This window comes from Duganella paludis (assembly GCF_054461335.1).
Genome location: NZ_CM136922.1, coordinates 4,794,315 through 4,818,392, shown reverse-complemented (window position 1 = coordinate 4,818,392; position 24,078 = coordinate 4,794,315). Strand labels below are relative to the sequence as shown.

Annotated in this window: 23 protein-coding genes and 1 other RNA gene; 9 read left to right on the top strand and 15 right to left on the bottom strand. The window is 56.9% G+C overall.

All coding sequences use genetic code 11. The features are described 5' to 3' along the window. Positions 1-124: 124 nt before the first annotated feature. The gene (locus ACXZ1M_RS21230; protein WP_459049615.1) at positions 125-547 is read right to left on the bottom strand and encodes an NTF2 fold immunity protein; all 423 of its coding nucleotides are present in this window, start codon (positions 545-547) and stop codon (positions 125-127) included. Between the two features lie 36 nt (positions 548-583). Here ACXZ1M_RS21230 and ACXZ1M_RS21225 point away from each other — a divergent pair, with 36 nt between their 5' ends. Continuing rightward, complete coding sequence (locus tag ACXZ1M_RS21225) at positions 584-850, top strand: hypothetical protein (RefSeq protein ID WP_459049614.1); 267 nt, start codon at positions 584-586, stop codon at positions 848-850. On the opposite strand, the gene ACXZ1M_RS21220 is transcribed toward ACXZ1M_RS21225, so the two are convergent. Beyond that, positions 851-1,321 carry a hypothetical protein gene (locus ACXZ1M_RS21220; RefSeq protein ID WP_459049613.1) on the bottom strand — a complete coding sequence of 157 codons (471 nt, stop codon included), beginning with the start codon at positions 1,319-1,321 and terminating at the stop codon, positions 851-853. It abuts the gene before it with no gap. A 628-nt stretch (positions 1,322-1,949) separates the two neighbouring features. Between ACXZ1M_RS21220 and ACXZ1M_RS21215 the strand changes: the two genes are divergently transcribed. Continuing rightward, positions 1,950-3,218 carry a pentapeptide repeat-containing protein gene (locus ACXZ1M_RS21215; RefSeq protein ID WP_459049612.1) on the top strand — a complete coding sequence of 423 codons (1,269 nt, stop codon included), beginning with the start codon at positions 1,950-1,952 and terminating at the stop codon, positions 3,216-3,218. Between the two features lie 321 nt (positions 3,219-3,539). Here ACXZ1M_RS21215 and ACXZ1M_RS21210 read toward each other — a convergent pair whose 3' ends face one another. From ACXZ1M_RS21210 to ACXZ1M_RS21190, 5 genes are all read right to left on the bottom strand, one after another. Continuing rightward, on the bottom strand, positions 3,540-4,739 hold the full coding sequence (locus ACXZ1M_RS21210) for a PP_RS20740 family protein (RefSeq protein ID WP_459049611.1): 1,200 nt from the start codon (positions 4,737-4,739) through the stop codon (positions 3,540-3,542). Then, the gene (locus ACXZ1M_RS21205; protein WP_459049610.1) at positions 4,736-6,730 is read right to left on the bottom strand and encodes an ATP-binding protein; all 1,995 of its coding nucleotides are present in this window, start codon (positions 6,728-6,730) and stop codon (positions 4,736-4,738) included. Before ACXZ1M_RS21205 ends, ACXZ1M_RS21210 begins: the two co-directional genes overlap by 4 nt. Before the next feature lie 10 nt (positions 6,731-6,740). Then, complete coding sequence (locus ACXZ1M_RS21200; RefSeq protein WP_459049609.1) at positions 6,741-7,925, bottom strand: DNA cytosine methyltransferase; 1,185 nt, start codon at positions 7,923-7,925, stop codon at positions 6,741-6,743. A gap of 301 nt (positions 7,926-8,226) precedes the next feature. Next, positions 8,227-8,586: a transfer-messenger RNA gene (ssrA, locus tag ACXZ1M_RS21195) on the bottom strand. A 170-nt stretch (positions 8,587-8,756) separates the two neighbouring features. Beyond that, complete coding sequence (locus ACXZ1M_RS21190) at positions 8,757-9,473, bottom strand: hypothetical protein (RefSeq protein ID WP_459049608.1); 717 nt, start codon at positions 9,471-9,473, stop codon at positions 8,757-8,759. Between the two features lie 166 nt (positions 9,474-9,639). Between ACXZ1M_RS21190 and ACXZ1M_RS21185 the strand changes: the two genes are divergently transcribed. From ACXZ1M_RS21185 to ACXZ1M_RS21175, 3 genes are read left to right on the top strand one after another with little or no spacing between them, the layout of a single operon-like run. Then, positions 9,640-10,284: a TetR family transcriptional regulator gene (locus ACXZ1M_RS21185; protein WP_459049607.1), complete on the top strand. Its 645-nt coding sequence runs from the start codon at positions 9,640-9,642 to the stop codon at positions 10,282-10,284. 27 nt (positions 10,285-10,311) lie between these two features. Further along, positions 10,312-10,611, top strand: coding sequence for an antibiotic biosynthesis monooxygenase family protein (locus ACXZ1M_RS21180; protein WP_459049606.1), 300 nt, complete (start codon positions 10,312-10,314; stop codon positions 10,609-10,611). A 38-nt stretch (positions 10,612-10,649) separates the two neighbouring features. Then, positions 10,650-10,952, top strand: a complete 303-nt coding sequence (locus ACXZ1M_RS21175) for a hypothetical protein (protein WP_459049605.1) — start codon at positions 10,650-10,652, stop codon at positions 10,950-10,952. Between the two features lie 24 nt (positions 10,953-10,976). Here the strand turns inward: ACXZ1M_RS21175 and ACXZ1M_RS21170 are convergent, their stop codons facing one another. From ACXZ1M_RS21170 to ACXZ1M_RS21155, 4 genes are read right to left on the bottom strand one after another with little or no spacing between them, the layout of a single operon-like run. Beyond that, a complete protein-coding gene (locus ACXZ1M_RS21170) occupies positions 10,977-13,286 on the bottom strand; it encodes a putative bifunctional diguanylate cyclase/phosphodiesterase (RefSeq protein WP_459049604.1) in 2,310 nt (769 codons plus the stop codon). Further along, entirely contained in the window at positions 13,283-14,479 is a 1,197-nt protein-coding gene (gene pncB / locus ACXZ1M_RS21165; protein WP_459049603.1) for a nicotinate phosphoribosyltransferase, read from the bottom strand. Before pncB ends, ACXZ1M_RS21170 begins: the two co-directional genes overlap by 4 nt. Further along, positions 14,476-15,372 carry a cysteine hydrolase family protein gene (locus ACXZ1M_RS21160; protein WP_459049602.1) on the bottom strand — a complete coding sequence of 299 codons (897 nt, stop codon included), beginning with the start codon at positions 15,370-15,372 and terminating at the stop codon, positions 14,476-14,478. Before ACXZ1M_RS21160 ends, pncB begins: the two co-directional genes overlap by 4 nt. Before the next feature lie 44 nt (positions 15,373-15,416). Further along, the gene (locus tag ACXZ1M_RS21155; RefSeq protein WP_459049601.1) at positions 15,417-16,028 is read right to left on the bottom strand and encodes an FMN-dependent NADH-azoreductase; all 612 of its coding nucleotides are present in this window, start codon (positions 16,026-16,028) and stop codon (positions 15,417-15,419) included. Between the two features lie 101 nt (positions 16,029-16,129). On the opposite strand from ACXZ1M_RS21155, the gene ACXZ1M_RS21150 reads away from it, so the two are divergent. After that, positions 16,130-17,134 carry a LysR family transcriptional regulator gene (locus ACXZ1M_RS21150; RefSeq protein ID WP_459049600.1) on the top strand — a complete coding sequence of 335 codons (1,005 nt, stop codon included), beginning with the start codon at positions 16,130-16,132 and terminating at the stop codon, positions 17,132-17,134. On the opposite strand, the gene ACXZ1M_RS21145 is transcribed toward ACXZ1M_RS21150, so the two are convergent. Together ACXZ1M_RS21145 and ACXZ1M_RS21140 are read right to left on the bottom strand one after the other, a co-directional pair. Further along, positions 17,112-17,423, bottom strand: a complete 312-nt coding sequence (locus ACXZ1M_RS21145) for a MerR family transcriptional regulator (protein WP_459049599.1) — start codon at positions 17,421-17,423, stop codon at positions 17,112-17,114. The two genes, ACXZ1M_RS21150 and ACXZ1M_RS21145, sit on opposite strands and share 23 nt — an antisense overlap. Beyond that, complete coding sequence (locus ACXZ1M_RS21140) at positions 17,420-18,373, bottom strand: DnaJ C-terminal domain-containing protein (RefSeq protein ID WP_459054055.1); 954 nt, start codon at positions 18,371-18,373, stop codon at positions 17,420-17,422. The genes ACXZ1M_RS21145 and ACXZ1M_RS21140 overlap by 4 nt, the downstream gene beginning before the upstream one ends. Positions 18,374-18,480: 107 nt before the next feature. Between ACXZ1M_RS21140 and ACXZ1M_RS21135 the strand changes: the two genes are divergently transcribed. After that, the gene (locus ACXZ1M_RS21135) at positions 18,481-19,851 is read left to right on the top strand and encodes an MATE family efflux transporter (RefSeq protein WP_459049598.1); all 1,371 of its coding nucleotides are present in this window, start codon (positions 18,481-18,483) and stop codon (positions 19,849-19,851) included. A gap of 79 nt (positions 19,852-19,930) precedes the next feature. After that, complete coding sequence (locus ACXZ1M_RS21130) at positions 19,931-22,138, top strand: S9 family peptidase (protein WP_459049597.1); 2,208 nt, start codon at positions 19,931-19,933, stop codon at positions 22,136-22,138. A gap of 63 nt (positions 22,139-22,201) precedes the next feature. Here ACXZ1M_RS21130 and ACXZ1M_RS21125 read toward each other — a convergent pair whose 3' ends face one another. Together ACXZ1M_RS21125 and ACXZ1M_RS21120 are read right to left on the bottom strand one after the other, a co-directional pair. Further along, positions 22,202-22,402 (bottom strand): CsbD family protein, encoded by a 201-nt coding sequence (locus ACXZ1M_RS21125; protein WP_459049596.1) that lies wholly within the window; start codon positions 22,400-22,402, stop codon positions 22,202-22,204. Between the two features lie 71 nt (positions 22,403-22,473). Beyond that, a complete protein-coding gene (locus ACXZ1M_RS21120) occupies positions 22,474-23,115 on the bottom strand; it encodes a class I SAM-dependent methyltransferase (protein WP_459049595.1) in 642 nt (213 codons plus the stop codon). Positions 23,116-23,236: 121 nt separating this feature from the next. Here ACXZ1M_RS21120 and ACXZ1M_RS21115 point away from each other — a divergent pair, with 121 nt between their 5' ends. Continuing rightward, on the top strand, positions 23,237-24,064 hold the full coding sequence (locus ACXZ1M_RS21115) for an HDOD domain-containing protein (protein WP_459049594.1): 828 nt from the start codon (positions 23,237-23,239) through the stop codon (positions 24,062-24,064). The last annotated feature ends 14 nt before the right edge of the window (positions 24,065-24,078 follow it).

The following is a 24,078-nucleotide window of genomic DNA, read 5'->3' as shown; positions in this document are numbered from 1 at the left end:
AACTGAAAACCAATCGCCATAGTACGGACGATAGTTCAAGAAGCTCACTGTCCTCTGGCCGCGTTCGTCAATGCCCTCGGAATGAATGCTTATTTAACAACGCTAAGATTGTGAATCTTGCAATTTATTTTCCATGGACTACTCCAAGTATGGCTCCCGTGCGTTTCGATATATTTACCTCGGCCCCCCCTGTCGAGTGCTCGAACGAACCTTGGACAATCCACACCCCACCTCTTAACTCAGCGCGAAAGGGCTTTTGTTTATCAACCTCATCTCTGCCAAAAGGCTTTTGTTTATCAACCTCATCTCTGCCAAAAATTGGTTCAAGAATGGCAAGTGCTATCTTGGTGGCAATTGTCGCATCTGGAACAAATCCGCCGTTCGGTTTTATTCCATCATTTGGCACATGACCTGTTTTAGAAACCTGTCCCTGTTTGAACAGTGTGTCGTTAGCCGCGATTGCCGGCGACGAGATTAATATTAATAAAAAATTGCGAAAAAAGCACGACTCATTTGAGTTCTCCAATTTTAATTGCAATTCCACCATAAGGAATGCCGTTAGGCCCTTTGACAAGTTTATCAAATGGAAGTGTCCAAAGATCTCAGGCTACCTCATGGTCATTTTTCCGTTATCCGTCGCGCTATCAAAGGTCTTGGGACGGAGCGGCGTGCATTCCACTCAATGCTCCATGGCCTGCGCATCTACTACGTTTACGGCGCTACGCTATCGCTCGCGGCAATCGCCTGCGTGCTGCTGAAAATGCCGTTATATGTCGGAGCACTGGCAGGAGCACTCATCGAGTACATTTTCGACCTCCTCATTCTGCTGGAAGCGCGAAGAAGAAGCTAGCTAGGCGACTTGCGCTGCATCTTCAACTTTGATCGCGGAAGTCCACTTGGACTTCGCCTCGGTGAGGATAATCCGGGAATTGGCCACTTGGTCTATGGCGTTGAGCAGATCGACTGCTACGACTTGCTTACTGCCGTCATGCCGCTCGATAAAGACCAGACGAAGAGCAGCGTCCACCAGCTTGGGCACATGGTCATACTTCTCCCACTTGGCAACCGCTTGTTCGGAGTAGCCGAACAGCTTACCGAGCGATTTTTGAGAAAGCAGCAAGGTTCCTCGGATATACCGGAACTCCGCGCCGGTCAGCTTGCCGGGCTTTCGGCACAGCGCACCACAAATCGTCACTACCAGGCCATCAAGATCGTGAAAAGAAACACCGTCACCGTAAGGAGTCGTATGCTCCAGGTAGCCATTGCTCAGCCAAACATTATGCAAACCGCCATCCGTGAAGTGGTACATGCCGATGGACATATGCCTCCTGCTGCGCTTGTGACTGGTCGGCTAGCTTCTTCATCGCCGTGGACCCTATACAAAATATAGTCTCCGGACATGCAAAACACAATGCTGCACGGCTAACTCGCTCGGAACCAATTAGAAAGCTCGAGTCTCCAATGGTGGAGGAGGGATAAAGTCCAAGCTTTGAGCCGCATCAGTCGAGTACATTAGAAATACCAAAACGGACACGCAAAAAAGAAAAGCCGCTGTGGGATCAGCGGCTTTTCAAATTTGATGGTGGAGACGACGGGAGTCGAACCCGCGTCACATCGAGCATTCATGCGGGTTTGCCAAATATCATAGCTCGAATGTTGTCATTAGAGGCCCTTAATTAACGTGTACTCTCTCATACTTGAACTGACACGCAGTGTTCGACTCCCAACGGCAGCATCCCTCAAAGGGCAGTCGAGCCATTTCAGCGATAGAGATCAAATTTAAGTTCAGCCGCGTCCCAGCCGTCGGCGGAGATGTAAGAGAGGACGTCTAGATTACTTGTCTGTTAAGCACGGCAGCTCGAAACAACAAGCAAAACCTCGACCAAGTATTGCGCTAAAAGCTTCGTTTGAGTAAGGTAGCCAAGTTTTAAATAAAACTGGTCTGACTAATGAATACCACGAATAATTTTACTCAACCAAAAGAAACCGACAAGCTCCCACCAAACATCACCTTCTACGATCATGAACTGTATCCGCTCTATTGCGAAGGAAGGGTGACTTGGAACCGCTATATGCTATCGCAAATGATAGCAGGCATTACCGCCGTACCCGACGCAATGAAAGAATTTACTCCACTCAGCGGCATAGAGCGCGCGGCCCTAGCCAGCAAGATTGGAAGTCTTCCTGTTTGGGGAACTGTGATTGGCTTCGGCCAGATCGATTTTTGGGATGAGGTCAACTTTAGCGGATTCTTCTTCCCAACTAACGTTTCTTTTGACACCTGCAATTTTCATAGTCAGGCGAACTTTGACAATACCATATTTTCCAAGCAGGCGAACTTCACCGATTGCACTTTTCATGATAGTGCTTCGTTCGAAAGCTGCGAATTTAGCGGCTTACTCGCTTTTTACAGCGTACGTGCTTTGCAGGCCATATCATTTCGCCATTCGACGTTTCGCCAATGCCTTTTCAGCGCTAATGACACTTCGGCTAGTTTCTGTGATGTTGATTTTACAGGTGCGCGCTTCTTGGAAAGGGTAGGATTTGAAGATGTAGTTTTAGGCGGCGCGGCCAACTTCAACAACGTACATTTCTTGGATCGGACAAGCTTCGAAAGAGTCTCGTTCGTAGAAGTGCCTACATTCCACAACGCGTTGATACACCCTGATACGACATTTCACCGAGCTCGTTTCCCTACGCGCAATCCTCAGATTAGTCAGGCGGATGCGGAGGAAAGAGCTTGGCGTACATTAAAACAAGCGATGAATAAGGTGAACAACCAAGAATCTGAACTGAGATTTTTTTGTCGCGAGATGTCGGCAAGGATTTATAGGTTGCGTGACGAGGGCCGTGTTGCAGAATCGTTTTGCCTTATGCTGTATCGGACCGCGTCTGTGTATGGCACCAGTTTTTTACGCCCCTTGATAGCTCTTGGAATTATGAGCCTGGTGTTTGCGATTTATTACACTTTTGAAATAGTGTTCATTCTGGGTGTCGGCAAGATCGGACATATCTTTTGGCAAGCATTAAGGGTGTCGGCCTCCACTGCCCTGAATCCAACCAATCTGAAAGTTTCCTTCGATCTACTTTCAACGATGGCTGGTCCGACATCTATTACCTCACAATGGTATGTCGCACTATCCATCCAAGTGTTCTTATCGGCAATAGCGTTATTTTTGTTGGCACTGTCCATCAGAAATCATTTCAGCATGAAGTGACCTTGCAGTCCACTTACCGCCCAAAAAGCAGCAGGTGGCCTGTAATTTCTCTCTTCAATGTCAATTACTGAACCCGGTCAGCTCCTCCACTGGCAAATTGCCTCTCTGCCTTGATTCATGCTGTCGGGTTAGCGTCATCCATACAGGTTCCATATACCCTAACAATTATTGTCCAGTCTGTGTAGTCCATCTGTTCGCAACCCACATTGGATGCTCATCAAAGGATAACATCATAATGAGTATGTATGCTGCGTGGGAATAAGGCTTTCGATACCGACACCGATAGAGTTACTCAAAAAAAGGCAGCCTAGCTGCCTTTTTTTAATAATTGTTTTCTTTGAGCCACGCTTTATATTGATCGCTCGGATATCTAGCCTTTGCGAACAACGCAGCAGATCTTTCAACGTATTTTTCGGCTAACGCGGCATCTGACTGTAGATGTGCATCTACATCCAATACGTTTGAGATGAACGGCACTATTTCTGTCGCGAGATCGCACTCGGTTGGTATCTTAGCCTGTTTACCCTTAACCTTGGCAACTAGACCAAAATTATCTTCTGCTGAAATTTTAATAGGTGTAAATTCGAACGCCAATGAAAGCAAGTCGGGATACGTCGCCTCAGGATAAACAGTATAGTGGCATACAGTTTGCAACGAAACCTTCCATTTCGGAGTTGACGACAATCCTAAACTAATCAACCACTTACTAATTCCAGCTGAAAACAGGTTCGAAAATCCTTTTGCGTCTTTAAATAATTCGGCCGCCGCTTCCACATCTCCAAACCCTAGGTGTTTCTTTGCTGATTGAGCAAAGCTTTGACACTGCGCAAGATTATGATTGATCGCATTCTTTAATATTTCAACTGTATTAGGATGGACGTCCTTTATCCCTACACGTGTTGTCAAAAAAAGTAACCAGGGCTCACCACGGCCATCCTGAAGATTGACGAGTTCCTTAATGGCATTGTAATAAGAATCCGAAGTGACACCCGGTTTAGAGGTAAAAAGCCCATCGCACAAATCCACATTCACAATATCAAAGTGGCCAAATTTACGAGCGTTACTCCACGCCATAGAATTTTTTGTACCGAGTGACCGAAAATCGTCCGGCATGACCTTAGATTGTCCATCAACCCGGTCCAGTTCTTTAACTTCGACGGTAGATAACTCTAATTCAAACCCATCATCATCTTCGACTCCGCTGGCATTATTAAATCCCAAGAATCGCATACGGAGATTGTTTGGCTTGCAGATCAGTTCGTGTATCGTGCGGAGATCAAATAATTCATTTCCTGGTAAACCGATATATCTCAATGAGCGTTCATCGAAATCAATACTCTCTATGAGCGTACTAATAGCAGAACACCATTGTTCCTCACGGACGAATTGCTTTCGGGGACGATGCCAAGCACTAAATTCTTTAGGTTTCTTGTGGCCTTTGGGAGCATATGATGCATCCTGGCCAAAGATCGCGGCCATTTCATTTTGTTCGTCGTTGGGCTGTTGAACTTGGTCATTCATTCGTCAGCCCCCGTGCTCATAATGTCACCAATGGCCCGCAGGAGACGCTCTTGTTTACTTTTACTCATGCTATCAAAAACACCATAAGCGGCAAGAACCTGTGCTATCGATTTTAATTTTTCTTCGAAAACCTTCGATCCACTTGTACTAGCTGAAGCCCCACGTTTTCCAGACGTTTCTGAAAAAATAATCTCTCTGCTAAATACATAAGCACCTTCGTCTGACTGAGACGAGAGTAAATCTTTTTTTTCTGACGATTGGAAAACTATTGGTGGAGGTAATTCATCTGGATCATTACCTACATCAACCCATTCTTTCTCTACAACGCTATGTAATCTATCAATAGCATCATCTGTGCGCTGTACAATTGTCGTCTTACGAACATCGGTCGCTACCTTCTTCTGCGTATTGGTAACTTGCTTTAGAGCACTATGCAGCCATCTAGCAAGGAATACATAGTGTGGATGTGCAAAGTTAAAAGATTCACGGTCGATATTCAACGCGCCATCCAACCCTTGTCGGACAAATATTTCGCAAGTAATTTGGTTCATCCTAGCGATTTCAGCTGTCTGATATCGCATGAATGAAGGATCGAACAGGGTTCCACTCGCGCCATTAATTCTAACCAGTGCCCCCCGATGCTCACGAGGAGCTATTTTAGGTGTCCAAAATAGATACGCCTCAAATTCGAGTGGGCCACCGCTTATCTCCTTTGATATCGAAGAAAATGGCTGAAGGCACTTTCCGACGAATATTAATGGATTTTTAATTGCATGAGCAGTTGTTGGAAGATTAGCAAAACGTAATGGGCGAGCTAGTTTGAGCCCGTCCAAAAACACTTCAAATTTATCATGCCCCTCAATAGCATCGGAAAGCTGGAATGTCTGCCTAATTGTTTTTCCTGCGGGCACATCAACCTCTTGGGCAGCACCTTTTTTCTGATAGTTAACTACCGAGTAAGACTTTATATCTTCCTCAAAAGTGACATCAAACAAGTCCCCATCAACATATGGAATAGGAGCGGATAGGCCCAGATTCCATACCATTTGTAAGTAATTATCGAAAAGGTCAGTAATCTTTGGATTCGGATTCGAATGATGGACTTGCTCCCAAACGCTATTCACCAGCTTTTCAAACTTCAATTCGGGGGTATCATCCGTTTCCCACGGCAGCTGCGCAGTATTTGTTATTTGCTCACCCGTCTGCGGGTCAACATGACCAATATGATATAGAGGCGGGTCAATACCAACCATACCATCGTCTTCAGCATCGGCTTCTTCAATGCTTGTCCAGATATCTTTACTACGAAGCGTGTCCCTAGCTTGAGGTTTTAAGTCCGAAAGAATAATCGTTGTCCCATGAGATTCAACGTCCTCAGCATGTTCACTCCAGACTGTTACTCGTCCACTCTCAAATTTTCCACCTGACTCAATCGTTTTCAGGTCTTCTTCCGTATAAGTTTTCATCACCACGGATGCGACAGTACGATAACTGTCGCCTTGAACCTTGGTGATAATCTGGAATTTTTGAGTCAGTTGAGCTACAGAAAACAAACCGATACCGATTTTTCCGATAAGCTTGCGATTCTTGTTCTTGCTGATCGTTGGGTCTACACTTGAAGTAACGCCGTTCTCGCTCCCTTCCATAGTTCGCTTGGAGCTACCACCTATGTGCTCTAAAAGACGTGCTAAGACTTCTGGCGACATACCGACGCCGTCGTCAGTGATCTTTATGGAGCTGAAACGAGGCGCATCCGTGTCAATATAGATCTTCGATGCATCTGCATCATAGGCGTTGGAGATCAGCTCCCGAAGCGCCGATCCTGGCTGCCGATAGATGCCATCGGTAACCCGTGCAATAACGCGATCATCGGTTTTAAGCACTGTCTCGACAGAATTGCCGCTTTCACGGGCGTCGATGATTTTCGCTGAAAGTGGCTTTTCCTTAGCTTTAACATGTTCTTGCGAAGACTTATCAGTTAAATTTTCCATGATCAAATTATCAAAGATTTTCTATTATCGAATACTTGATAGAGAGCGCAATTTCCTTGGCTAATGGGGGCGGAACCGCATTAGACACCTGAGTAACTTGAGCGCTCAATGTGCCTAACAGCTTAAATTTCTTTGGGAAGCCCTGTAAAAGCATTGCCTCGTAAATACTTAAGCGACGAAGCCCAGATGGGTGGACCAAAATTTCTCGATTGCCAAAAGCAATGGTTTTACTTGGTTCGTGCCACTCAACTTTTTTAAAACTGCGTGAGCCTGCTGGAGCCACATAATCAGATGTAAATTTTTTAGATCTTGGCATCATGGTCCAATGATTGGGATGAAATACACTCTCCTCAACTTTTGTACCGCGATTACAGAACACAGGCGACGGAAAATCGGCAATAACATCGCCAACAGTTTTTATTTTTTTATTTTTTTTGGGAAATGAAAATTTAGCAGCCTGATCTTTCCGTAGCCCTACAATCAGCATTCTTTTTCGGTGTTGCGGAACGCCATAATGTACAGAATTCAAAATTTCATGATGAGAACCGAAATTAAGGCTCTCTATTTCTGCAATTATTCCATCAAACGTTTCGGAATGCTTCTCAGCTTTTATGCCGCCGACATTTTCAATCAACAAAAAATGGACGTTATAAACCCCCATCAGTGCCTTAACGATTTGCAGATAGGTTTTAGGTAATGCGTTTCTAGGGTCATCGGCTTTAGAATTGGGATTTGCGCGAGAAAACCCTTGGCAAGGAGGGCCGCCGATGATCCCAATATCTGAACCTCGTGGAATTTTTTTGATAACCAACGACAAAATTCCATCAGCGCCGGCCTTTTCAATGTCAACGACGGTAGCGACTTTTCCGGGATGATTTTTATTAAAAGATTCCACGGCGGACTGATTAAAATCAAAAGCAATTGCGGTAGAAAAGCCGGCCTGTTTGAAACCAAGATCCAATCCACCTGCACCACAAAATAAACTAACTAATTTAATTTGCTTAGAATCCTTAATTAATTTTTTTTCGTAAATATCAATTAGCTCATCTTTTGAGGAACTTTTTTCAGCCGATGATTTATTCATGGATGGCGTGCTATCCATGACGGTAGAGACTGAATTCTCAGTTTCGATCTTAAACATTTGAATCTTATAGGTGAGTGCGCTAAGCACTGTTTCTTGCGGGGATGCGGACATGATGCTCTTGCACAATTATATTACAGCTGCCTGAGTAATAAGTGGCAGTTCATCAATACAGTAGAAAATTATTGCATTTTTTGCATTTCCGCGACAGAAAATATGGTTAGCATATGGCAACTAGGGCACTCGCGAACATAGCACAGTGCGGGGAATTCAAGTGAGCGAGGATGACTTTGTCAATCGTAGAGAGAACAAAAAAGGCTGTCATTTTGTTGTCATTATGGAGCCTGATCCGCCCCAACTGACCCTAAAATTGACAGCCTTCGAACTTCTAACTTACTGATTTGAAAAGAATTATTGGTGGAGACGGCGGGAATCGAACCCGCGTCCGCAAGCACTCTACAGACAGTTCTACATACTTAGCACTATCATTTAATTTAACCAGTACAACACGGATGTGCACGTTTTGGACTAGCGATTCACCTTAGATTTAGCGCGGCTTCAAGTGACCCGTCACAGCGCGATTCCCTGTAAATGACTCCTTGACTTTTAACGGTCCGCCCCAGGGAAGAAGCGTTTAGGAGCTAACAGCCCTTAGGCTGCCAGTGCGTACGAGTTATCGTTTGCAGTTATTGATTTCTGGGTGTATTTACGAGGTAACCAGGCCTCGGTATGCCCTGTTCTGCTTTGCAACCCACGTCGAAACCAGGTCGTCCCCACAGACTTCGTATTCTACAGCACTTTGCACGCCCCTGCCACGCACGTCAAACGCCCGTCATATTTGGCCGTTATGATGGCTGCAGTTCTCACATGGAACGACAAATTAGCGCCCTCCCGGGCGGCTACTACCGGCGCCGGCGGTCGGGAAATATACCGGCACCATATTCCTCACATGACTTTCACCACCAGTGCGGCCACGCCCAGCACGGTGGTGAGCATTAAACCGACCAGCCAGCGAAACTGGGCATCCTTGCTTGAGCTCATTTGGTCCATCCTCGCCTGGAATTCCGTGCGCGTTTGATCCATCCTGGTCAAGAACTCCCTGCTGGATTGGTCCATTCTTGCTAAGGATTCGGAACGCATTTGATCTATTCTCGCTATAGATTGGTCGATCTTCGCTTGGGATTCCTTGCTGGATTGATCCATCCTCGCCAAAAACTCCGAGTGCATTTGGTCCATTCTCGCCTGAGACTCCTTGCGGGACTGCTCTATCGCCGCCCAAGAGTCAGAATGCAGTTTGTCCATCCTCGCCAAGGAGTCGGCGCGCATCTGGTCTATCTTCGCCAGGGATTCGCTAGTCGCATGGTCCATCCTCGCCAAGAACTCTTTACGCGATTGGTCGATACGATCATATGATTCTGTGCGAAAGGCGTCGATTCGGGCATTGACCTCACGAAAGCCTTGCTGTGTCTCGGCCCGCAGGGTATCGACTCGCGCGTTGACCTCACGGAGGCCTTGCTGTGTCTCGGTGCGCAGGGTATCGATCCGCGCGTTGACCTCGCGGAATCCGGCGTCCATTTGGGCGCTTAGCATGTCAATTGCCGTGTCCATCTCTTCATCCTCCGCAGCACAATTGACGCTGTCAAGCTGAGCCGGTGCGTTCATATCGCCTCCTGTGTACCGCCCAGCTTAGGAGGGCCGACATACCACATCCTGATCTGCCGCAAACGTGCGCTGTTGTTGCGCCGCAGCACACGGTAGCGCCGTTTTGTGTTTTCGTTCGAACAGTGCATTAAAATGGACTGTATTCACTCCAGCTACCGACACCGCCATGCCCGATGCCGCAGTCCATGCTGTGCCCCACGCGAAGAAACGCGGGCGTCCCCAGAAGGGCGAAGGCGGTGGCCTGCGCGCCGAGTTGATCGAGAAATCCGCCCAACTGTTCCGCACCAAGGGCTACGAGAACACCACCGTACGCGATATCGCGGCCGCCGCCGGCATCCAGGCCGGCAGCTGGTTCTACCACTTCAAGACCAAGCAGGAGATCCTGGCCGCCATCATGGAGCAAGGCATGCAGCGCTCGCTGGCCGAGATCGAGGCCATCGCCGCCGAACCGCTGTCGCCCAGCGCCATGCTGCACCGCCTGGTCGAAGCCCATCTGCACACCCTGCTCGCCCCGGACCACCATTTCATCGCCGTGCTGCTGTACGAATGGCGCTCGCTCGACGACGCCTCGCGCGAACGCATCACGGCCCTGAAGGACCGCTACGAAGCGGTGTGGGACGATGCCATCGCCGCACTGCACCATTCCGGCGTCTGGGGCGTGCCGTCGCAATTCGACCGCCTGTTGATCTTCGGCGCGCTGAATTGGACGGTGCAGTGGTACAAGCCGGGCAGTGGCGCCGACGTGGCGGAACTGGCGCAACAGGCCATGCGTTTCATCTTGCGCACGCCGGCCGCAGTTGAGGCACAATAGAGCATTCGCCCACTCCCAGGAATGTTCATGATTTACGAGATCGCCGAGCTGTACATCAAGCCCGATGCCCACGTCGCCTTCCAGGCGGCGGTGGCCGAGGCGGTGCCGATTTTCAAGGCGGCCACCGGCTGCCTGTCGATGCGCCTCGATCGCGATATCGAAACGCCGGATACGTATCATCTGGTGATTACCTGGCAGACGCTGGAAAACCATACCGTCGATTTTCGCGGCAGTAGCGGTTTCCAGGCGTGGCGCGGACTGGTCGGCAGTCATTTCGCACTGCCGCCGAAGGTGGAGCATTTCCAGACCGTGGTAGCCGGTTTCTAACGGCCGCCACGCACCATGTGTCTCAGCAGGAGGCCATCATGACCCGCAGCATTCATCGCAATTTCGAGCAACTGGCGGACGCCGAGAGCGCCCGCAGCGCCCTGCTCTCCAACGGTTTTCCACAGTCGAGCGTGAAGCTGACCAAGCACACCACGCTGCCGCCCAATGTGGCCACCAGCACGGTCGGCAATCTGCTGGACGCGCTGACTCCGGGCGGGCCGGCCGCCGCCGCCGCCGCGCGCCAGCGCAGCGGCGCCATGCTGACAGTCGATATCTATGACGAGGATGAGCGCGACAAGGCCGATGCCATCATGGGCGGCTTCGGCGCCCACGACGCCTGACGACGCCGCTCCCGCTGCGTCGGATTAACCGGCCAGCGCGGCCTGGTCGTCATCGGCCGCGCAATCGTCACCGTTGCCATGCTGGCGCTGCATCCAAGCGCCCGCATCGGCCACAGTGAGCGGTCGCGCGTAAAAGAAACCCTGCAAGGCGTGACAACCGGCGTCGCGCGCGGCGATGGCTTGCTCCATGGTTTCGATGCCCTCGGCCACCACTTGCAATTCCAGCGCACTGGCCAGTTGACAGATCGCCCTCACCACCGCCACCGCATCCGGCGCCGGTAGCGGCGAAATCAGGCCACGGTCGATTTTCAGCGTGCTCAAAGGCAGTTCACGCAGCATGCTCAGCGACGAGAAACCTGTGCCGAAATCGTCCATCGCCACCTGGATGCCCAGCGCGCGCAGCTGTTGCAGCTGGCTCTGCGTGTCTTCCAGGTTTTCCACCGCCGCGCTTTCCGTGATTTCCAGCGTCAGGCAATGGGATGGAATGCCTATCTCGCGCAGCATCTGCTCCACCAGTTGTGGGAAACCTTTGTTCAGCAGCTGCATCGGCGAAACGTTGACCGCCACCGGCACGCAGAAGCCGATCGCGCTGCGCCAGGCGGCGATCTGGCGGCAGGCGCGTTCCAGCAGCATGGCGCCCAGCTCGGAGATCAGGCCGGTGCGCTCGGCGATGGCGATGAACTCCACCGGGCTGACCAGCCCGATGCCGGGCCGCTGCCAGCGCGCCAGCGCCTCGAAGCCCAGCAGCGCGCCGCTGACGGCGTCGATCTTGGGCTGGTAGTCGAGATAGATTTCCTGGTTGCGGATGCCCTTGCGCAGCGCCTGTTCGTTTTCCAGCGCGGCGCTCGACATCTGCGCGAAGCGCCGCTCGGCCATGGCCAGCGAGGTGCCCGGTATGCGCTTGGCCTGGTACATGGCGGCGTTGGCGGCGCGCAGCAGCGCGTCGGCATCGACCGCGTGGTCGGGGAAGATGGCCATGCCCATCGAGGCGTCGATCACATACTCGCCGCCGTCCAGCTTGACCGGCCGCGCGCAGGCGAGCTGCAGCCGGTTGGCCAGCTCGCGCGCCTCAAGCACTCCAGCACCGTCCGGATCGACGATGGCGAATTCGTCGCCGCCCAGGCGCATCAATTCCGCGCGCACGCCCAGAACTTCCTTCAATTGTTCGGCGAACTCTTTGAGCAGCTGGTCCCCGGCCAGCAAACCCTGGCTTTGGTTGAACAGCTTGAAGCGGTCGATGTTGAGTACCACCAGCGTGCAGTGCAGCGAGCCTTCGGTCAGGTAGCAGTAATCCTTCAGGCGCTGCATCAGCACGGCGCGGTTCGGCAGGCCGGTCAGCTTGTCGTGGCTGGACTGGTACAGCAACTCGCGTGCGCTGGCGTTGCGCTCGGTGTCGTCGGTGATCAGGACTTGCGTGGCCGGCTGGCCGTCCCACTCCACGCGCCAGGCCTCGAAGCGCAGTTCCAGTTCGCGTCCGCCGGCCACCACGCGCCGGCCCTCCCAGTTGGCCAGCTCGATCTCGCCGCGCTTGATCTGGCCGTGGTAGCGCTGCAGCAGCTCGTCGCTGAAGCTTTCCGGCGGCAGGTCGGCGAACGTGATGTAGTTGCGCAGGCCCAGCGGCATGCCGTAGATCTGCCGCACCGCCGGATTGGCGTACAGGATGTGCGCGCCATCGGTCACCACCACGCCTTGCACCGAGTGCTCGGTCAACATCTGGAAGCGGGTCGCCAGCTTGCTCGACTCGCGCAGCGCGCCGTCCAGCGCCGACAGCAGGAACACCACGCCGATCGCGGTGCGCAGCAAGGTGGCGACGATCAGGTTGAACGCGAAGCCCTGCTCGCCGTACAGCACCAGCGGCAGCTGGTCGACGCCGAGCGCGATCAACAGCAGTCCGGCCAGCCGCACGCTGGCGCCTGTACGCCAGGTCCACAGCGTCACGAGCGCACCCAAGGTGACCAATACCGTCATATTGAAGCTGGCCCAGTAGCGCAGCTTGTCGCCGGTGGGCGGCACCAGCAATACCAGCAGCGCCAGCAGCACGATCACGCCGGCGCCGACGCGCGACAGGCGGCGTCCGGACAACTGCAGCACGCCGGAGGTGAGAAACAGCAGATTCGGAATCGCGCCCAGCACCACCAGCGGCAGGCCCAGCGCGCGCCACGGCGCGGGCAAGACCAGGTGCACCAGATAACCGACCGGCAGCAGGCCGGCAAACAGGGTCGAGCAGCCCATGTCGCGCGCGAAGGTCTGCGCACGGTGGCGCTGCCACACCAGCAGCAGCGTCGTGCCGATGATCAGGTAGACGCCGGCGTTGATGAGGTAGAGGGCGTTCATCCGGCGGCCGGGTGGTTGAAGACCTGGCGCAGGTAGGCCAGGAAGGTTTCATCCTTACACACGGTCTTGCCGGGCGAGTCGGACAGCTTGGCCACCGACTGGCCGTTGCAGCACACCAGCTTCATGACGATGTTGAGCGGCGCCAGGCCGACGTCGTTGGTCAAATGGGTGCCGATGCCGAAGCCGGTCATGATGCGGTCGGCGAAGTGGCGGTACAGGTCCATCGCACTGTGCAGGTTCAGGCCGTCCGAGAACACCAGCCGCTTGGTGCCGGCGTCGATGCGCAGCGCGGCGTAGTGGGCGATGGCTTTCTCGCCCCAGATCACCGGGTCGCCCGAATCGTGCCGCAGGCCATCGAACAGCTTGGCGAAATACAGGTCGAAGTCGTCAAGGAAGGCGTCCATGCCGACCACGTCGGTCAGCGCCACGCCAAGGTCGCCGCGATATTCCTGCACCCACGCCTCCAGCGACGCTTTCTGGAAATCGCGCAGGCGCACGCCGAAGGCCTGGAACGATTGCATGTATTCATGCGCCATGGTGCCGATCGGGATCAGGCCGAAGCGCATGGCCTGGTAGACGTTGGAGGTGCCCTTGAAATACTCGGGCACTTCGCGCGCCAGGCGCTGCACCACTTCGTCGTGCCACACGCCGGAGAAGCGGCGGCGCGTGCCGAAGTCGGAAAACTCGAACGGGAAGCGCCGCGCCGGCTCGGCGCTGAATGCCTTCAGCGCGGCGATCTTGGCGCCCAGGCGCGCGCGCCCTTCCACCAGAGCGGCTTCCTGATCGAAGCGCCGGAAATACAGTTCGTTGACGATGTAGAGCACATAGATTTCAAAGCCCATCACGTGCACTTGCGGGCCGCTGGCGTGGATCACCAGTTGCTCGCCGTCGGCGCGCACCTCGATGAACTTGCGCTGGAAACGGAACACGGTGAGGAAGTCGACGAAGTCGCTCTTCATGTAGCGCAGCGAACGCAGGTAGGCCAGTTCCTCGTCGCGGAAACTCATCGAACAAAGATGGTCCAGCTCGCGCTCGACGTCGGCGCACAAATCGGCCAGAGGAAAGGTCGGCGTGTTGCGGCAGACGAACTCGTACTCGGTGTGCGAATTCGGCTGGCCGTGCAGCAGCGCCTGCCACATGGTGAACTTGTATAAATCCGTCTCCAGCAGGCTGCGGACGATCGGCTCCCTCATGCGCTCTCCAGGGCGCGGCCGGCGTTGTCGAGCAGTTCGGGCAGCACATCGCCCGCTTGCATCAGTTGCACGCCGCGCGCCTGCATCGCTTGCAGGAAAGCCTGATATTGCGCTTCAAAGCCGCCCACCGGGCTGATGCAGTCGGTGATCAGCACCAGCTTGCCGAGCGAGGCGGCGCCGTATTCCCGTTCGAAGTAATCGGCGATGTGTTCGACCGTGGCTTTGACGCAGTGGCTGCCGGCCTCGCCGGCGATGTAGATGCGGTCGGCCTCGGCCAGCCCGCGCACGAACTTGACGTTGAACTGCGTGTCCGGATCATCGGCGTAAGGCACTTCGGCCTGCACAGCGGAGTAGTGTTCGGTCCACGGGTTGGAGCCCTTGGCCAGCTTGGCGACGATGCCGAGCGAGGCTTCCTCCCAATGGCCGTAGGCGGCGCGCACGTCGGCGTGGACGTTGTGGCCCCAGCTGCCGATTTCGCAGTGCACCGGCCACACCATCAGCTTGTAACGGCCGGCCGCTTCCAGCTGGTCCAGATAGTTGAGCGCCAGCGGCAAGGCGGCGGGATGGCGCGGCAGGTATTGCTGCGCGCGGACTTGGGCGGCGGTGATCTCGGTGTACGGAGCGACCGGCATGCCGTCGGCGGCGATCCAGAAGGTCGGATGGGCGATGTCGAAACGGTGGTGGGAATCAAGCGTGAGGCTGATGGCCGTGAGGCCGGCGCGGCCGCGATTGATCAGGCCGGCGAGACGCAACATGTCCTGGTGCGCGCCCGTGACGGGCAGCGCCGGGGTCAGCGGCTGGAGGCTGACCGGGTCCAGCGGGCGGTAGGTATCCGGCAGGTCGCAAAAATCGTTTTGCGGGTCTATCATCAAAAGATGCAGATTCCGTTTCATGGAGGCTCCATTGCTGTGAGCCTCCATGATACCGCAGGTGCTACTTAGGCGGCGATGGCCTCGATCTGGGCACGGCTCTTGGCGATGGCGCTGGCCACAGCTTCTTCACCCATGGCCACGCCTTCGGCGACCACGAAGGTCACGTCGGTCATGCCCAGGAAGCCCAGCACCGAACGCAGGTAGGTGGTGGTGTGGTCGTAGGCAGCCGCAGGGCCTTCGCTGTAGGCGCCGCCGGTGGCGACGAAGACGATGACTTTCTTGCCGCTGACCAGGCCTTCAGGGCCGTTGGCGCCGTACTTGAAGGTGCGGCCAGCGCGCGCCACGTGGTCGATCCATGCCTTCAGGCCGGAGGTCACGGAGAAGTTGTACATCGGTGCGCCGATGACGATGGTGTCGGCGGCCAGCAGTTCGTCCACCAGGGTGTCCGAGGTTTTGATGGTGAAAGCCTGCTCGGCGTTGCGCTGCTCGGCCGGGGTGAAGTAGGCGCCCAGCATTTGCTCGGTCAGGTGCGGCACAGGGGTGCTGGCCAGGTCGCGGGTGACCACGGTGGTGGCTGGGTTCGCCGCAACCAGTTTGGCGATGAATTCGCCGCCCAGTTGGCGGGTCAGGGAGCCGGTGCTGCGCACGCTGCTGTCGATGTGGAGTACGTTTGCCATGATGCTGTTTCCTTTCGGTTAGGGATTGGATGCATCATAAAACGATTATAATATCGATGAAACTGTCTAAATTTAAATCCTACCTATCGATAAAATCGATCATGCGAGATCCCGGCCTCCCCTCCCTCGACCAGTTGCGCGTCTTCATCGCCGTCATCGACCACGGCGGTTTTGCCCATGCCGCGCGCGCCCTGCACCGTACCCAGTCGGTGATCAGCTACACCATCGCCAACCTTGAGGAGCAGCTGAACGTGGCGCTGCTCGACCGCACCAAGCGCAAGCCGACCCTGACCGAAGCCGGCAAGGCCCTGCTGGCCGACGCCCGCGCCGTCTCGCTCAAGGTGGACGGCATGCGCGCCCGCGCCAAGGCGCTGTCGGCCGGGCTGGAGGCGGAAGTGTCGCTGGTGGTGGATGTGATGTTCTCGACCTGCAAGCTGGTGCGCATCCTGCACGCCTTCCAGAAGGAATTCCCCACCGTCTCGATGCGCCTGCGCACCGAAGCGCTGGGCGCGGTGACGCAGCTGGTGGCCGACGGCACTTGCCGCATCGGCATCAGCGGCTGGATGCCGGGCACGCCGGACGTGATCGAACGCCAGGCCTGCGGTTTCGTCACCATGGTACCGGTGGTCGCTCCCGACCACCCGCTGGCGCAGATCGAAGGCATCGTGCCGACCGCCATCCTGCGCGAACACACGCAACTGGTGCTGACCGATCGCAGCACCCTCACCGCCGGCCAGGACTTCGGCGTGCTGGCCCTGCGCGACTGGCGCCTGGGCGACCTCAGCTCCAAGCACGCGCTGCTGCGCAACGGCATCGGTTGGGGCAATATGCCGCTGGAATTCGTGCAATGGGATCTGGATGCGGGTCGGCTGGTGCAGCTGCAGATCGCCGAAGGCAATTCCTTCAGTTTCCCGCTGTACGTGATCCGCCGTGGCGACGAGGAACCGGGACCGGCCACGCGCTGGCTGATGCAGCAATTCCTGGAACTGGACCAGGCCGGCCCGCTGACGCCGCTGAACGAGCGCGAAGCGGCCGAACTGGCCGCCCATCAGGCGCAGATGGCGGTGCAGGCGCTGGCCGCGCCTATTTCACTCCGGCCGCGCTGAGCTTGCCGCGCAGGCGGCGGATTTCTTCCGACAGGTCGACCACCAGCGCCGCCACGTCGTCATTGGCCTCGAACGCGCGTTCGATCTGGCACAGCCGGCGTGCGCGCACCAGGTCGGCGCTGGTGAAGCGCCAGCCGCCCGTGTGTTCGGGCGCGTCCTCCAGCAGGATGCCGGTGCGCACGTGCTGCACCACCCACTCCGTTTCAACCGCACACGCCTGCGCCAGTTCTTCCAGCGTCAGCGCGGCGTCGTCGACCACCACGGCCGTCAAGATAGCCTGTCCCATCATGCTCCTCCCGCGCGCGGATTGAATGCCATCTCGCGCGCCATGGTTTGATACAGTTCGCGGTTCTTGTCGCTATTGGCCGGCGGTAGCACCACCTCCAGCAGCAAATACAAGTCGCCTGGTTCTTTTCCTGGAATGCCGCGTCCGCGCAGGCGCAGCTTACGGCCGCTTTGTGAACCGGCCGGCACCGTCACGGTGACCTTGCCCGAGGGCGTGGCCACGTCGATCTCGCCGCCCAGCGCCATTTCCCACGGCGTCACGGGCACGGTTTCAAACACGTCGCGGCCGTCGATGCGGTAGCGCGTGTCGGGGCGGAACTGGATTTCGAGATACAGGTCGCCAGGCCCGGCGCCGCCCGGCTGGCCCTGTCCTGTCAGGCGCAACTGCTGGCCGGCAGTCACGCCCTTCGGAATATTGACGCTGAGGTTGCGTTCTTTGGTGACGATGCGGTCCTGCGCATCGCGCTCGGCCACCATCAAGCTGATGGTGCGGGTGGCGCCGTTGTAGCTGTCGGCCAGGTCGATGGTGATGCTGGCGTGGCTGTCCTCGCCACGGCGCGGGGCCTGCTGATGCGGCCGGCGCCGTCCGCCGCCCAGATTGGCGAACAGGTCGGCAAAGAAATCGCTGCCCATGGGATCGCCGCCGAAGCCGCCCTGGCCGCCCGCGCCACCACCGGCGCCGCCGAAACCGCGCCCCCAGTCCGGCGGCGGACGGAATTCCTGCCCGGCGCGGTACTGATGGCCGCGTCCCAACTCGTCGTAGGCGGCACGTTTCTCGGCGTCGCCAAGGACACCGTAGGCCTCGTTGATTTCCTGGGTTTTGTTTTGCGCGTCGGCTTCCTTGCTGACGTCCGGATGATATTTGCGCACCAGCTTGCGATACGCTTTCTTGATCTCATCCTCGGAAGCCGTCTTGGCCACACCCAGGGTCTGGTAATAATCCTTGTATTCCACGTTGCGCACTCCCGTTTGGCTAGCCATCAGTCTAACGAAAATCGAACAGGCACGCCGGACTATTAGCAACATAGTAAAATTGACCGTTTCCGCAATACAATTCCCCCATGCCGCATACCTTCACCCTGCCCAACGTCCGCCGCGAAATCTCCTCCCTGTGGAAGCTGGCGTGGCCGGTGCTGATCGGCCAGCTGGCCAATGTCGGCATGGGCGTTGCCGACGTCGCCATGACCGGCCACACCAGCGCCGACGAACTGGCGGCCGTGTCGCTGGGCGCCTCGGTGTGGGGCATCATCCTGGTGACGGTCACCGGCATCATGATGGCGGTCAACAGTATCGTCGCCCACGACGTCGGCGCCGGCGCGCTGGAGAAGGTTCCGCACACGGTGCGCCAGGCGCTGTGGACCAGCCTCGGCGTCGGCCTGGTGTCGGCGCTGTTGGCCAACGTCGCCACGCTGGTGTTCGATTACCTCTACCTGTCCGAGCACGTGCACCACCAGGCTTCGCTGTTCGTCCATATCATCAGCATCGGCCTGTTGCCGCTGGCCGCCTACCGCGCGCTGTACGGCTACAGCACCAGCATCAACCAGACCAAGCCGGTGATGGTGATCGCCCTGCTCGGCCTGATCTTCAATGTCTTCGTCAACTGGTTGCTGGTGTTCGGCAACTGGGGCTTTCCGGCTATGGGCGGGGTCGGCTGCGCGGTGGCGACCGGCTTGTGCATGTGGCTGATGCTGGCCGCCATGCTGCTGTGGATACGCTTCGCGCCGGCCTATCGCGCCACCTACCCGTTCACGCATTGGGAATGGCCGCACTGGCCGGAGATCCGCTCCACCCTGCGCCTCGGCCTGCCGATCGGCGTGACCTACTTCGCCGAAGTGAGCGCCTTCGGCGCGGTCAGCCTGCTGGTGGCGCGTTACGGCGTGGTGGAAGTGTCGGCGCACCAGATCGCGTTGAATTTCAGCTCGCTCACCTTCATGGTACCGCTCAGCTTTGGCATCGCCTTGATCACGCGCGTCGGCCAGTCCATGGGCGAAGGCGACGCGGTGCGGGCGCGCTTTGTGGCCTGGGTCGGGGTCGGCATGTCGCTGGCGTTCGGCGTGCTGTCGGCGCTGCTGATGGTGCTGTTCCGCCACCAGATCGCCGCCGCCTACACCTCCGATCCGGCGGTGCGCGTGCTGTGCGCCTACCTGCTGGTGTACGCCGCCCTGTTCCAGCTGTCGGACGCCACCCAGGTGGCGACGTCGAGCGCGATACGCGGTTACAAGGTCACGCGCCAGCCGATGCAGATCCAGCTGCTGGCGTTCTGGGGCTTTGCCCTGCCGCTGGGCTGCTGGCTGGGGCTCGGCCACGACATGGCGGCGGCCGGCTTCTGGATCGGCCTGACCATCGGCCTGACGGTGGCGGCGGTGCTGCTCAGCTGGTCGCTTAAGCGGCTGTCATGGCGCAAGGTGGCCGAAGGAAAAACGGTTTTCTAGCGCGGATTCAGAATCTTGCCGTCTCGCCACAGGCGGGTCGGTCTGGTATCGTCTTGGATTCCGCAACTGAAAGATACCTATGCGCTTCATACTTTGCTTCCTCGCCCTGCTGGCCGGCACCGCCTCGGCTGAAAAACTCACGCTCGACCGCATCCACAGCGACCCGTCGCTGAGCGGTCCCGGCGTGCGCAGCCTGAAAGTGTCGCCGGACGGCGCCCGCGTGACCTTCCTGCGCGGCCGCGAGGACAACCAGTTCCAGCTGGATCTGTGGGAATTCAACCTGAAGGACAAGACTACGCACCGCCTGGTCGATTCCAAGATTCTGGTGCCGGAAGAAAACCTGTCCGATGCCGAAAAAGCACGCCGCGAGCGCGAGCGCACCGCCAGCCTGAAAGGCATCCTCAGCTACAGCTGGTCGCCGGACGGCAAGCGCCTGCTGGTGCCGATCGCCGGCAACCTGTACCTGATCGACGCCGCCAAGCCCGATGAAGCGCGCATGGTCGCCTCGGGCAATGTGCTCGATCCAAAGATTTCGCCGCAAGGCCGCTACGTGTCCTTCGTGCGCGACCAGAACCTGTTCGTGATCGAACTGGCCACCGGTAAGGAAAAGCAACTGACCACCGACGGCAAGGGAACCATCCACAACGCCGAAGCCGAGTTCGTGGCGCAGGAAGAAATGAGCCAGACCACCGGCTACTACTGGGCGCCGGACGATTCCGCCATCGCCTACAAGCGCTACGACGAAGCGCCGGTGCCGGTGGTGCGCCGCTTTGAAATCTTCGCCGACCGCACCGAAGTGGTCGAGCAGCGCTACCCTGCCGCCGGCGATCCGAACGTGCTGGTGCAGCTGAAGATCGTCTCGCCGACCACCGGTGAAATCCGCGACGTGGCGCTGGGCGCCGAGCAGGATATCTACCTGGTGCGCGCCGACTGGAGCGCCAACAGCAAGGCCTTGCTGTTCCAGCGCCAGACCCGCGACCAGAAGAAGCTGGAGCTGATCTCGGTCGATGCCGCCACCCTGGCGCAGAAAGTACTGATCACCGAAACCTCGCCGACCTGGGTCAGCATCTTCGACGACCTGCGCTTCCTCTCGGATAACAAGGGCTTCATCTGGGCTTCGGAACGCAGCGGCCGCAAGCACCTGTACCTGTACGATATGAACGGCAAGCTCAAGCACGCCATCAGCGCCGGCAACTGGGGCATCGACCGTCTGCTGGCGCTCGATGAAAAGAACGGCCGCGTCTACGTGCAATCGAACCGCGACGCGGTGATCGACAGCCAGACCTACGCGCTCAAACTCGACGGCGGCAGCGCCGACAAGCCGGTACGCCTGACCCAGGGCGACGGCTGGCACGATTCCTCCTTCGCCCGCAACGGCGAAGTGTTTGTCGACACCTATTCGAGCCCGGACACACCGCCGCAAGTGAGCATCCGCCGTCCCGACGGCGCCATGATCCAGTGGCTGGAGCACAACGAACTGAACGCCAGCCACCCTTACGGCAAGTACCTGGACGCGCACCTGAAAACCGAATACGGCACGCTGAAAGCCAAGGACGGCCAGACCCTGTACTACTCGATCGTCAAGCCGAGCGGCTTCGACGCCTCGAAAAAATACCCGGTCTACCTGTCTACCTACGGCGGCCCGCATTCGCAGCACGTCTCGCGCAAGTGGGGCAACTTCTTCGACCAGTACATGGCGCAGCAAGGCTTCGTGGTGTGGCGCCTGGATAACCGTGGCTCCTACCGTCGCGAGCGCGCCTTCACCGACGCCAACTACCTGCAACTGGGCCGCGTGGAAGTGGAAGACCAGTTGACCGGCATCGAGTGGCTGGGCCAGCAAAGCTTTGTCGACGCCAAGCGCATCGGTGTGTTCGGCTGGAGCTACGGCGGCTTCATGACCTTGCGCCTGCTGGCGGAAGCTTCGGACAAGATCGCCATGGGCGTATCGGTGGCGCCGGTCACCGACTGGACGCTGTACGACACCCACTACACCGAGCAGTTCATGGGCACGCCGAAAGACAATGCGGCAGGCTATGCCTACAGCGGCGTGTATTCGCATCTGGATGGGTTGAAGTCGCCGCTGCTGCTGATGCACGGCATGGCCGATGACAACGTGCTGTTCACCAACACCACGCGCATGATCGACGCGCTGGTCAAGCGCAATGTGCACTTCGAGCTGATGACCTACCCGGGTGGCAAGCACGGCATCTCCGGCCGCGCGCCGCAGCGCCATGTGTACGGCAACATCGAAGCCTTCTTCAAGAAGAACCTGAAGCCAGGTGAATAAAAACGAAAAAAGCCGCTGAAATCAGCGGCTTTTTTTTCGAACTTTTTCGAACATCAGCAACGATTAACGGTTGCCTTTGTTGATTTCGTTCACGGTGTCCTTGACGGCTTCTTTAGCGTCGCCATAGCCCTTCTGGATTTTGCCTTCAGCCTGTTTGTTCAGGCCCTTGGCTTGCTGTTCGGAGCTGCCAACCAGTTTGCCGGCTTCTTCCTGAATTTTACCGCCGACGTCTTTCAGTTTACCTTCGACTTGATCCTTGTTCATGATGAACTCCTTTGTAGCGGATGGTCACTCAGCCCAGTGCTGTGTGCATGGATTCCACTATAGGCCACTCATCACTTCGTTTCTGTGCGGTCCCGTACGCAACGCCAAACACTGGCCAACCACGGCTGCTGGTCGCACGGTAAACCAGGTGGACGGTAGTAATGTTGGACTTCGACAAAGCCTGCTGCGGTCAAGTAACGCTTCCAGGTTTCATAGTCGTAGTAGCTGCCGTAACGCGGCCCGTTCCATCCCTCGCGATTGTCGCCGCGCGGATTGGAACTGAACAGCACACCGCCGGTTTTCAGCGTCGCATGCAAGTCACGCAGCACGTGCGGCAAGGCCGCGCTCGGCACGTGGAACAGCGAGGCGTTGGCGTAGACGCCATCAAAATATTCGGCCGGCAAATCGAGCTGGACGAAATCCTGGTGCCACACGTCGCAACCGCTGAACGCACGGGCCATTTCCACGAACCGCGCCGAGCCGTCGATACCGACCGCCTCGTGACCCATGGCCGTGAACGCCTTCAAGTCGCGGCCCGGCCCGCAGCCCAGGTCCAGCAGGCGGAACGGCGCCGCCACCTCGATCGCATCAAGCAAGGCGGCGATGTTCTGGCTCACGTCATGGTCGATGGTGCCGGCAAAGAATTGCTCGGCCGTTTGCTCGTAGTGGCGCAGCGTGGTCTGGGTAATGTCTTCGATATTTTCGGTGCTCATGGCCGCAGTATAAGTGGGCGCATACTGAAAAGCGACGCTTCCCCACCAAATCTCTTCTGTCACGCGAGGAATCGCTATATAGTTAGCCTATAGCAACGCGCTTATCAACGAGGAGATAAATATGAAACTTGATGCCCTGTTCCAGAATCCAACTGCGTTGCCCACCGCGCCTAAAGTCGTGGAAGAGCTGATCAGCAGTTTCGACAAGGCCAGCGTCTCGACCGAAGAGATCGCAAAGAAATTGTCGACGGATCCGGTGCTGAGCGCCAAGCTGCTGCGTCTGGCCAATTCCGCGTACTATCACGTATCGCGCAGCATCGGCACCGTCGAAGACGCCGTGCTGATGCTCGGTTTTGTCACCGTCCGCACGCTGGTCATCAGCTCCGGCCTGGTCAGCGGTTTCAAGACCGTGCCCGGCCTCGACCTGAAGCAATTCTGGAAGTACAGCCTGTACACCGCCGTCTCGGCTAAATGGATCGCCAAGAAAACCAAGGAAAACACCGACCTCGCCTTCACCATCGGCATGATGCACGCCATCGGCCAGCTGGTGATCCACTCGGCCGCGCCGGAACAGGCCATGGCGCTCGACAAAGTGGCCGGTCCGCTGGACTCGCGCCGTCTGGATGCGGAACAGGCCTCGCTGGGCTACACCTTCGCCGACGTCGGCGCGGAACTGGCCAAGCGCTGGAAGTTCCCGACCACCTTCTCGGAAACCATCCTGGCCTTCCCCGAGCCGCACCACAATGGCGAGCTGAACCGTTTGGCGGCCGTGGTGTCGCTGGCGGCCTGGCGCGCGCGCGTGGCGCTGGCCGAGCTGAACGATGACGAAATCGCCGCCTGCTACCCGACCGATCTGGCCGAAGAACTGGGCCTGGAAGACAACGCCCTGATCGACGACATGCCATCGCCGGACGAACTGTCTGCAGGCCTGGAAGAGCTGGTCAAATAAACACGATTGGTTTT

Excerpts from the sequence above, each read along its gene's own strand:
- ACXZ1M_RS21230 (WP_459049615.1), bottom strand. The coding sequence starts at position 547 with ATGGTGGAATTGCAATTAAAATTGGAGAACTCAAATGAGTCGTGCTTT.
- ACXZ1M_RS21225 (WP_459049614.1), top strand. The coding sequence starts at position 584 with ATGGAAGTGTCCAAAGATCTCAGGCTACCTCATGGTCATTTTTCCGTT.
- ACXZ1M_RS21220 (WP_459049613.1), bottom strand. The coding sequence starts at position 1,321 with ATGTCCATCGGCATGTACCACTTCACGGATGGCGGTTTGCATAATGTT.
- ACXZ1M_RS21215 (WP_459049612.1), top strand. The coding sequence starts at position 1,950 with ATGAATACCACGAATAATTTTACTCAACCAAAAGAAACCGACAAGCTC.
- ACXZ1M_RS21210 (WP_459049611.1), bottom strand. The coding sequence starts at position 4,739 with ATGAATGACCAAGTTCAACAGCCCAACGACGAACAAAATGAAATGGCC.
- ACXZ1M_RS21205 (WP_459049610.1), bottom strand. The coding sequence starts at position 6,730 with ATGGAAAATTTAACTGATAAGTCTTCGCAAGAACATGTTAAAGCTAAG.
- ACXZ1M_RS21200 (WP_459049609.1), bottom strand. The coding sequence starts at position 7,925 with ATGTCCGCATCCCCGCAAGAAACAGTGCTTAGCGCACTCACCTATAAG.
- ACXZ1M_RS21190 (WP_459049608.1), bottom strand. The coding sequence starts at position 9,473 with ATGAACGCACCGGCTCAGCTTGACAGCGTCAATTGTGCTGCGGAGGAT.
- ACXZ1M_RS21185 (WP_459049607.1), top strand. The coding sequence starts at position 9,640 with ATGCCCGATGCCGCAGTCCATGCTGTGCCCCACGCGAAGAAACGCGGG.
- ACXZ1M_RS21180 (WP_459049606.1), top strand. The coding sequence starts at position 10,312 with ATGATTTACGAGATCGCCGAGCTGTACATCAAGCCCGATGCCCACGTC.
- ACXZ1M_RS21175 (WP_459049605.1), top strand. The coding sequence starts at position 10,650 with ATGACCCGCAGCATTCATCGCAATTTCGAGCAACTGGCGGACGCCGAG.
- ACXZ1M_RS21170 (WP_459049604.1), bottom strand. The coding sequence starts at position 13,286 with ATGAACGCCCTCTACCTCATCAACGCCGGCGTCTACCTGATCATCGGC.
- pncB (WP_459049603.1), bottom strand. The coding sequence starts at position 14,479 with ATGAGGGAGCCGATCGTCCGCAGCCTGCTGGAGACGGATTTATACAAG.
- ACXZ1M_RS21160 (WP_459049602.1), bottom strand. The coding sequence starts at position 15,372 with ATGAAACGGAATCTGCATCTTTTGATGATAGACCCGCAAAACGATTTT.
- ACXZ1M_RS21155 (WP_459049601.1), bottom strand. The coding sequence starts at position 16,028 with ATGGCAAACGTACTCCACATCGACAGCAGCGTGCGCAGCACCGGCTCC.
- ACXZ1M_RS21150 (WP_459049600.1), top strand. The coding sequence starts at position 16,130 with ATGCGAGATCCCGGCCTCCCCTCCCTCGACCAGTTGCGCGTCTTCATC.
- ACXZ1M_RS21145 (WP_459049599.1), bottom strand. The coding sequence starts at position 17,423 with ATGATGGGACAGGCTATCTTGACGGCCGTGGTGGTCGACGACGCCGCG.
- ACXZ1M_RS21135 (WP_459049598.1), top strand. The coding sequence starts at position 18,481 with ATGCCGCATACCTTCACCCTGCCCAACGTCCGCCGCGAAATCTCCTCC.
- ACXZ1M_RS21130 (WP_459049597.1), top strand. The coding sequence starts at position 19,931 with ATGCGCTTCATACTTTGCTTCCTCGCCCTGCTGGCCGGCACCGCCTCG.
- ACXZ1M_RS21125 (WP_459049596.1), bottom strand. The coding sequence starts at position 22,402 with ATGAACAAGGATCAAGTCGAAGGTAAACTGAAAGACGTCGGCGGTAAA.
- ACXZ1M_RS21120 (WP_459049595.1), bottom strand. The coding sequence starts at position 23,115 with ATGAGCACCGAAAATATCGAAGACATTACCCAGACCACGCTGCGCCAC.
- ACXZ1M_RS21115 (WP_459049594.1), top strand. The coding sequence starts at position 23,237 with ATGAAACTTGATGCCCTGTTCCAGAATCCAACTGCGTTGCCCACCGCG.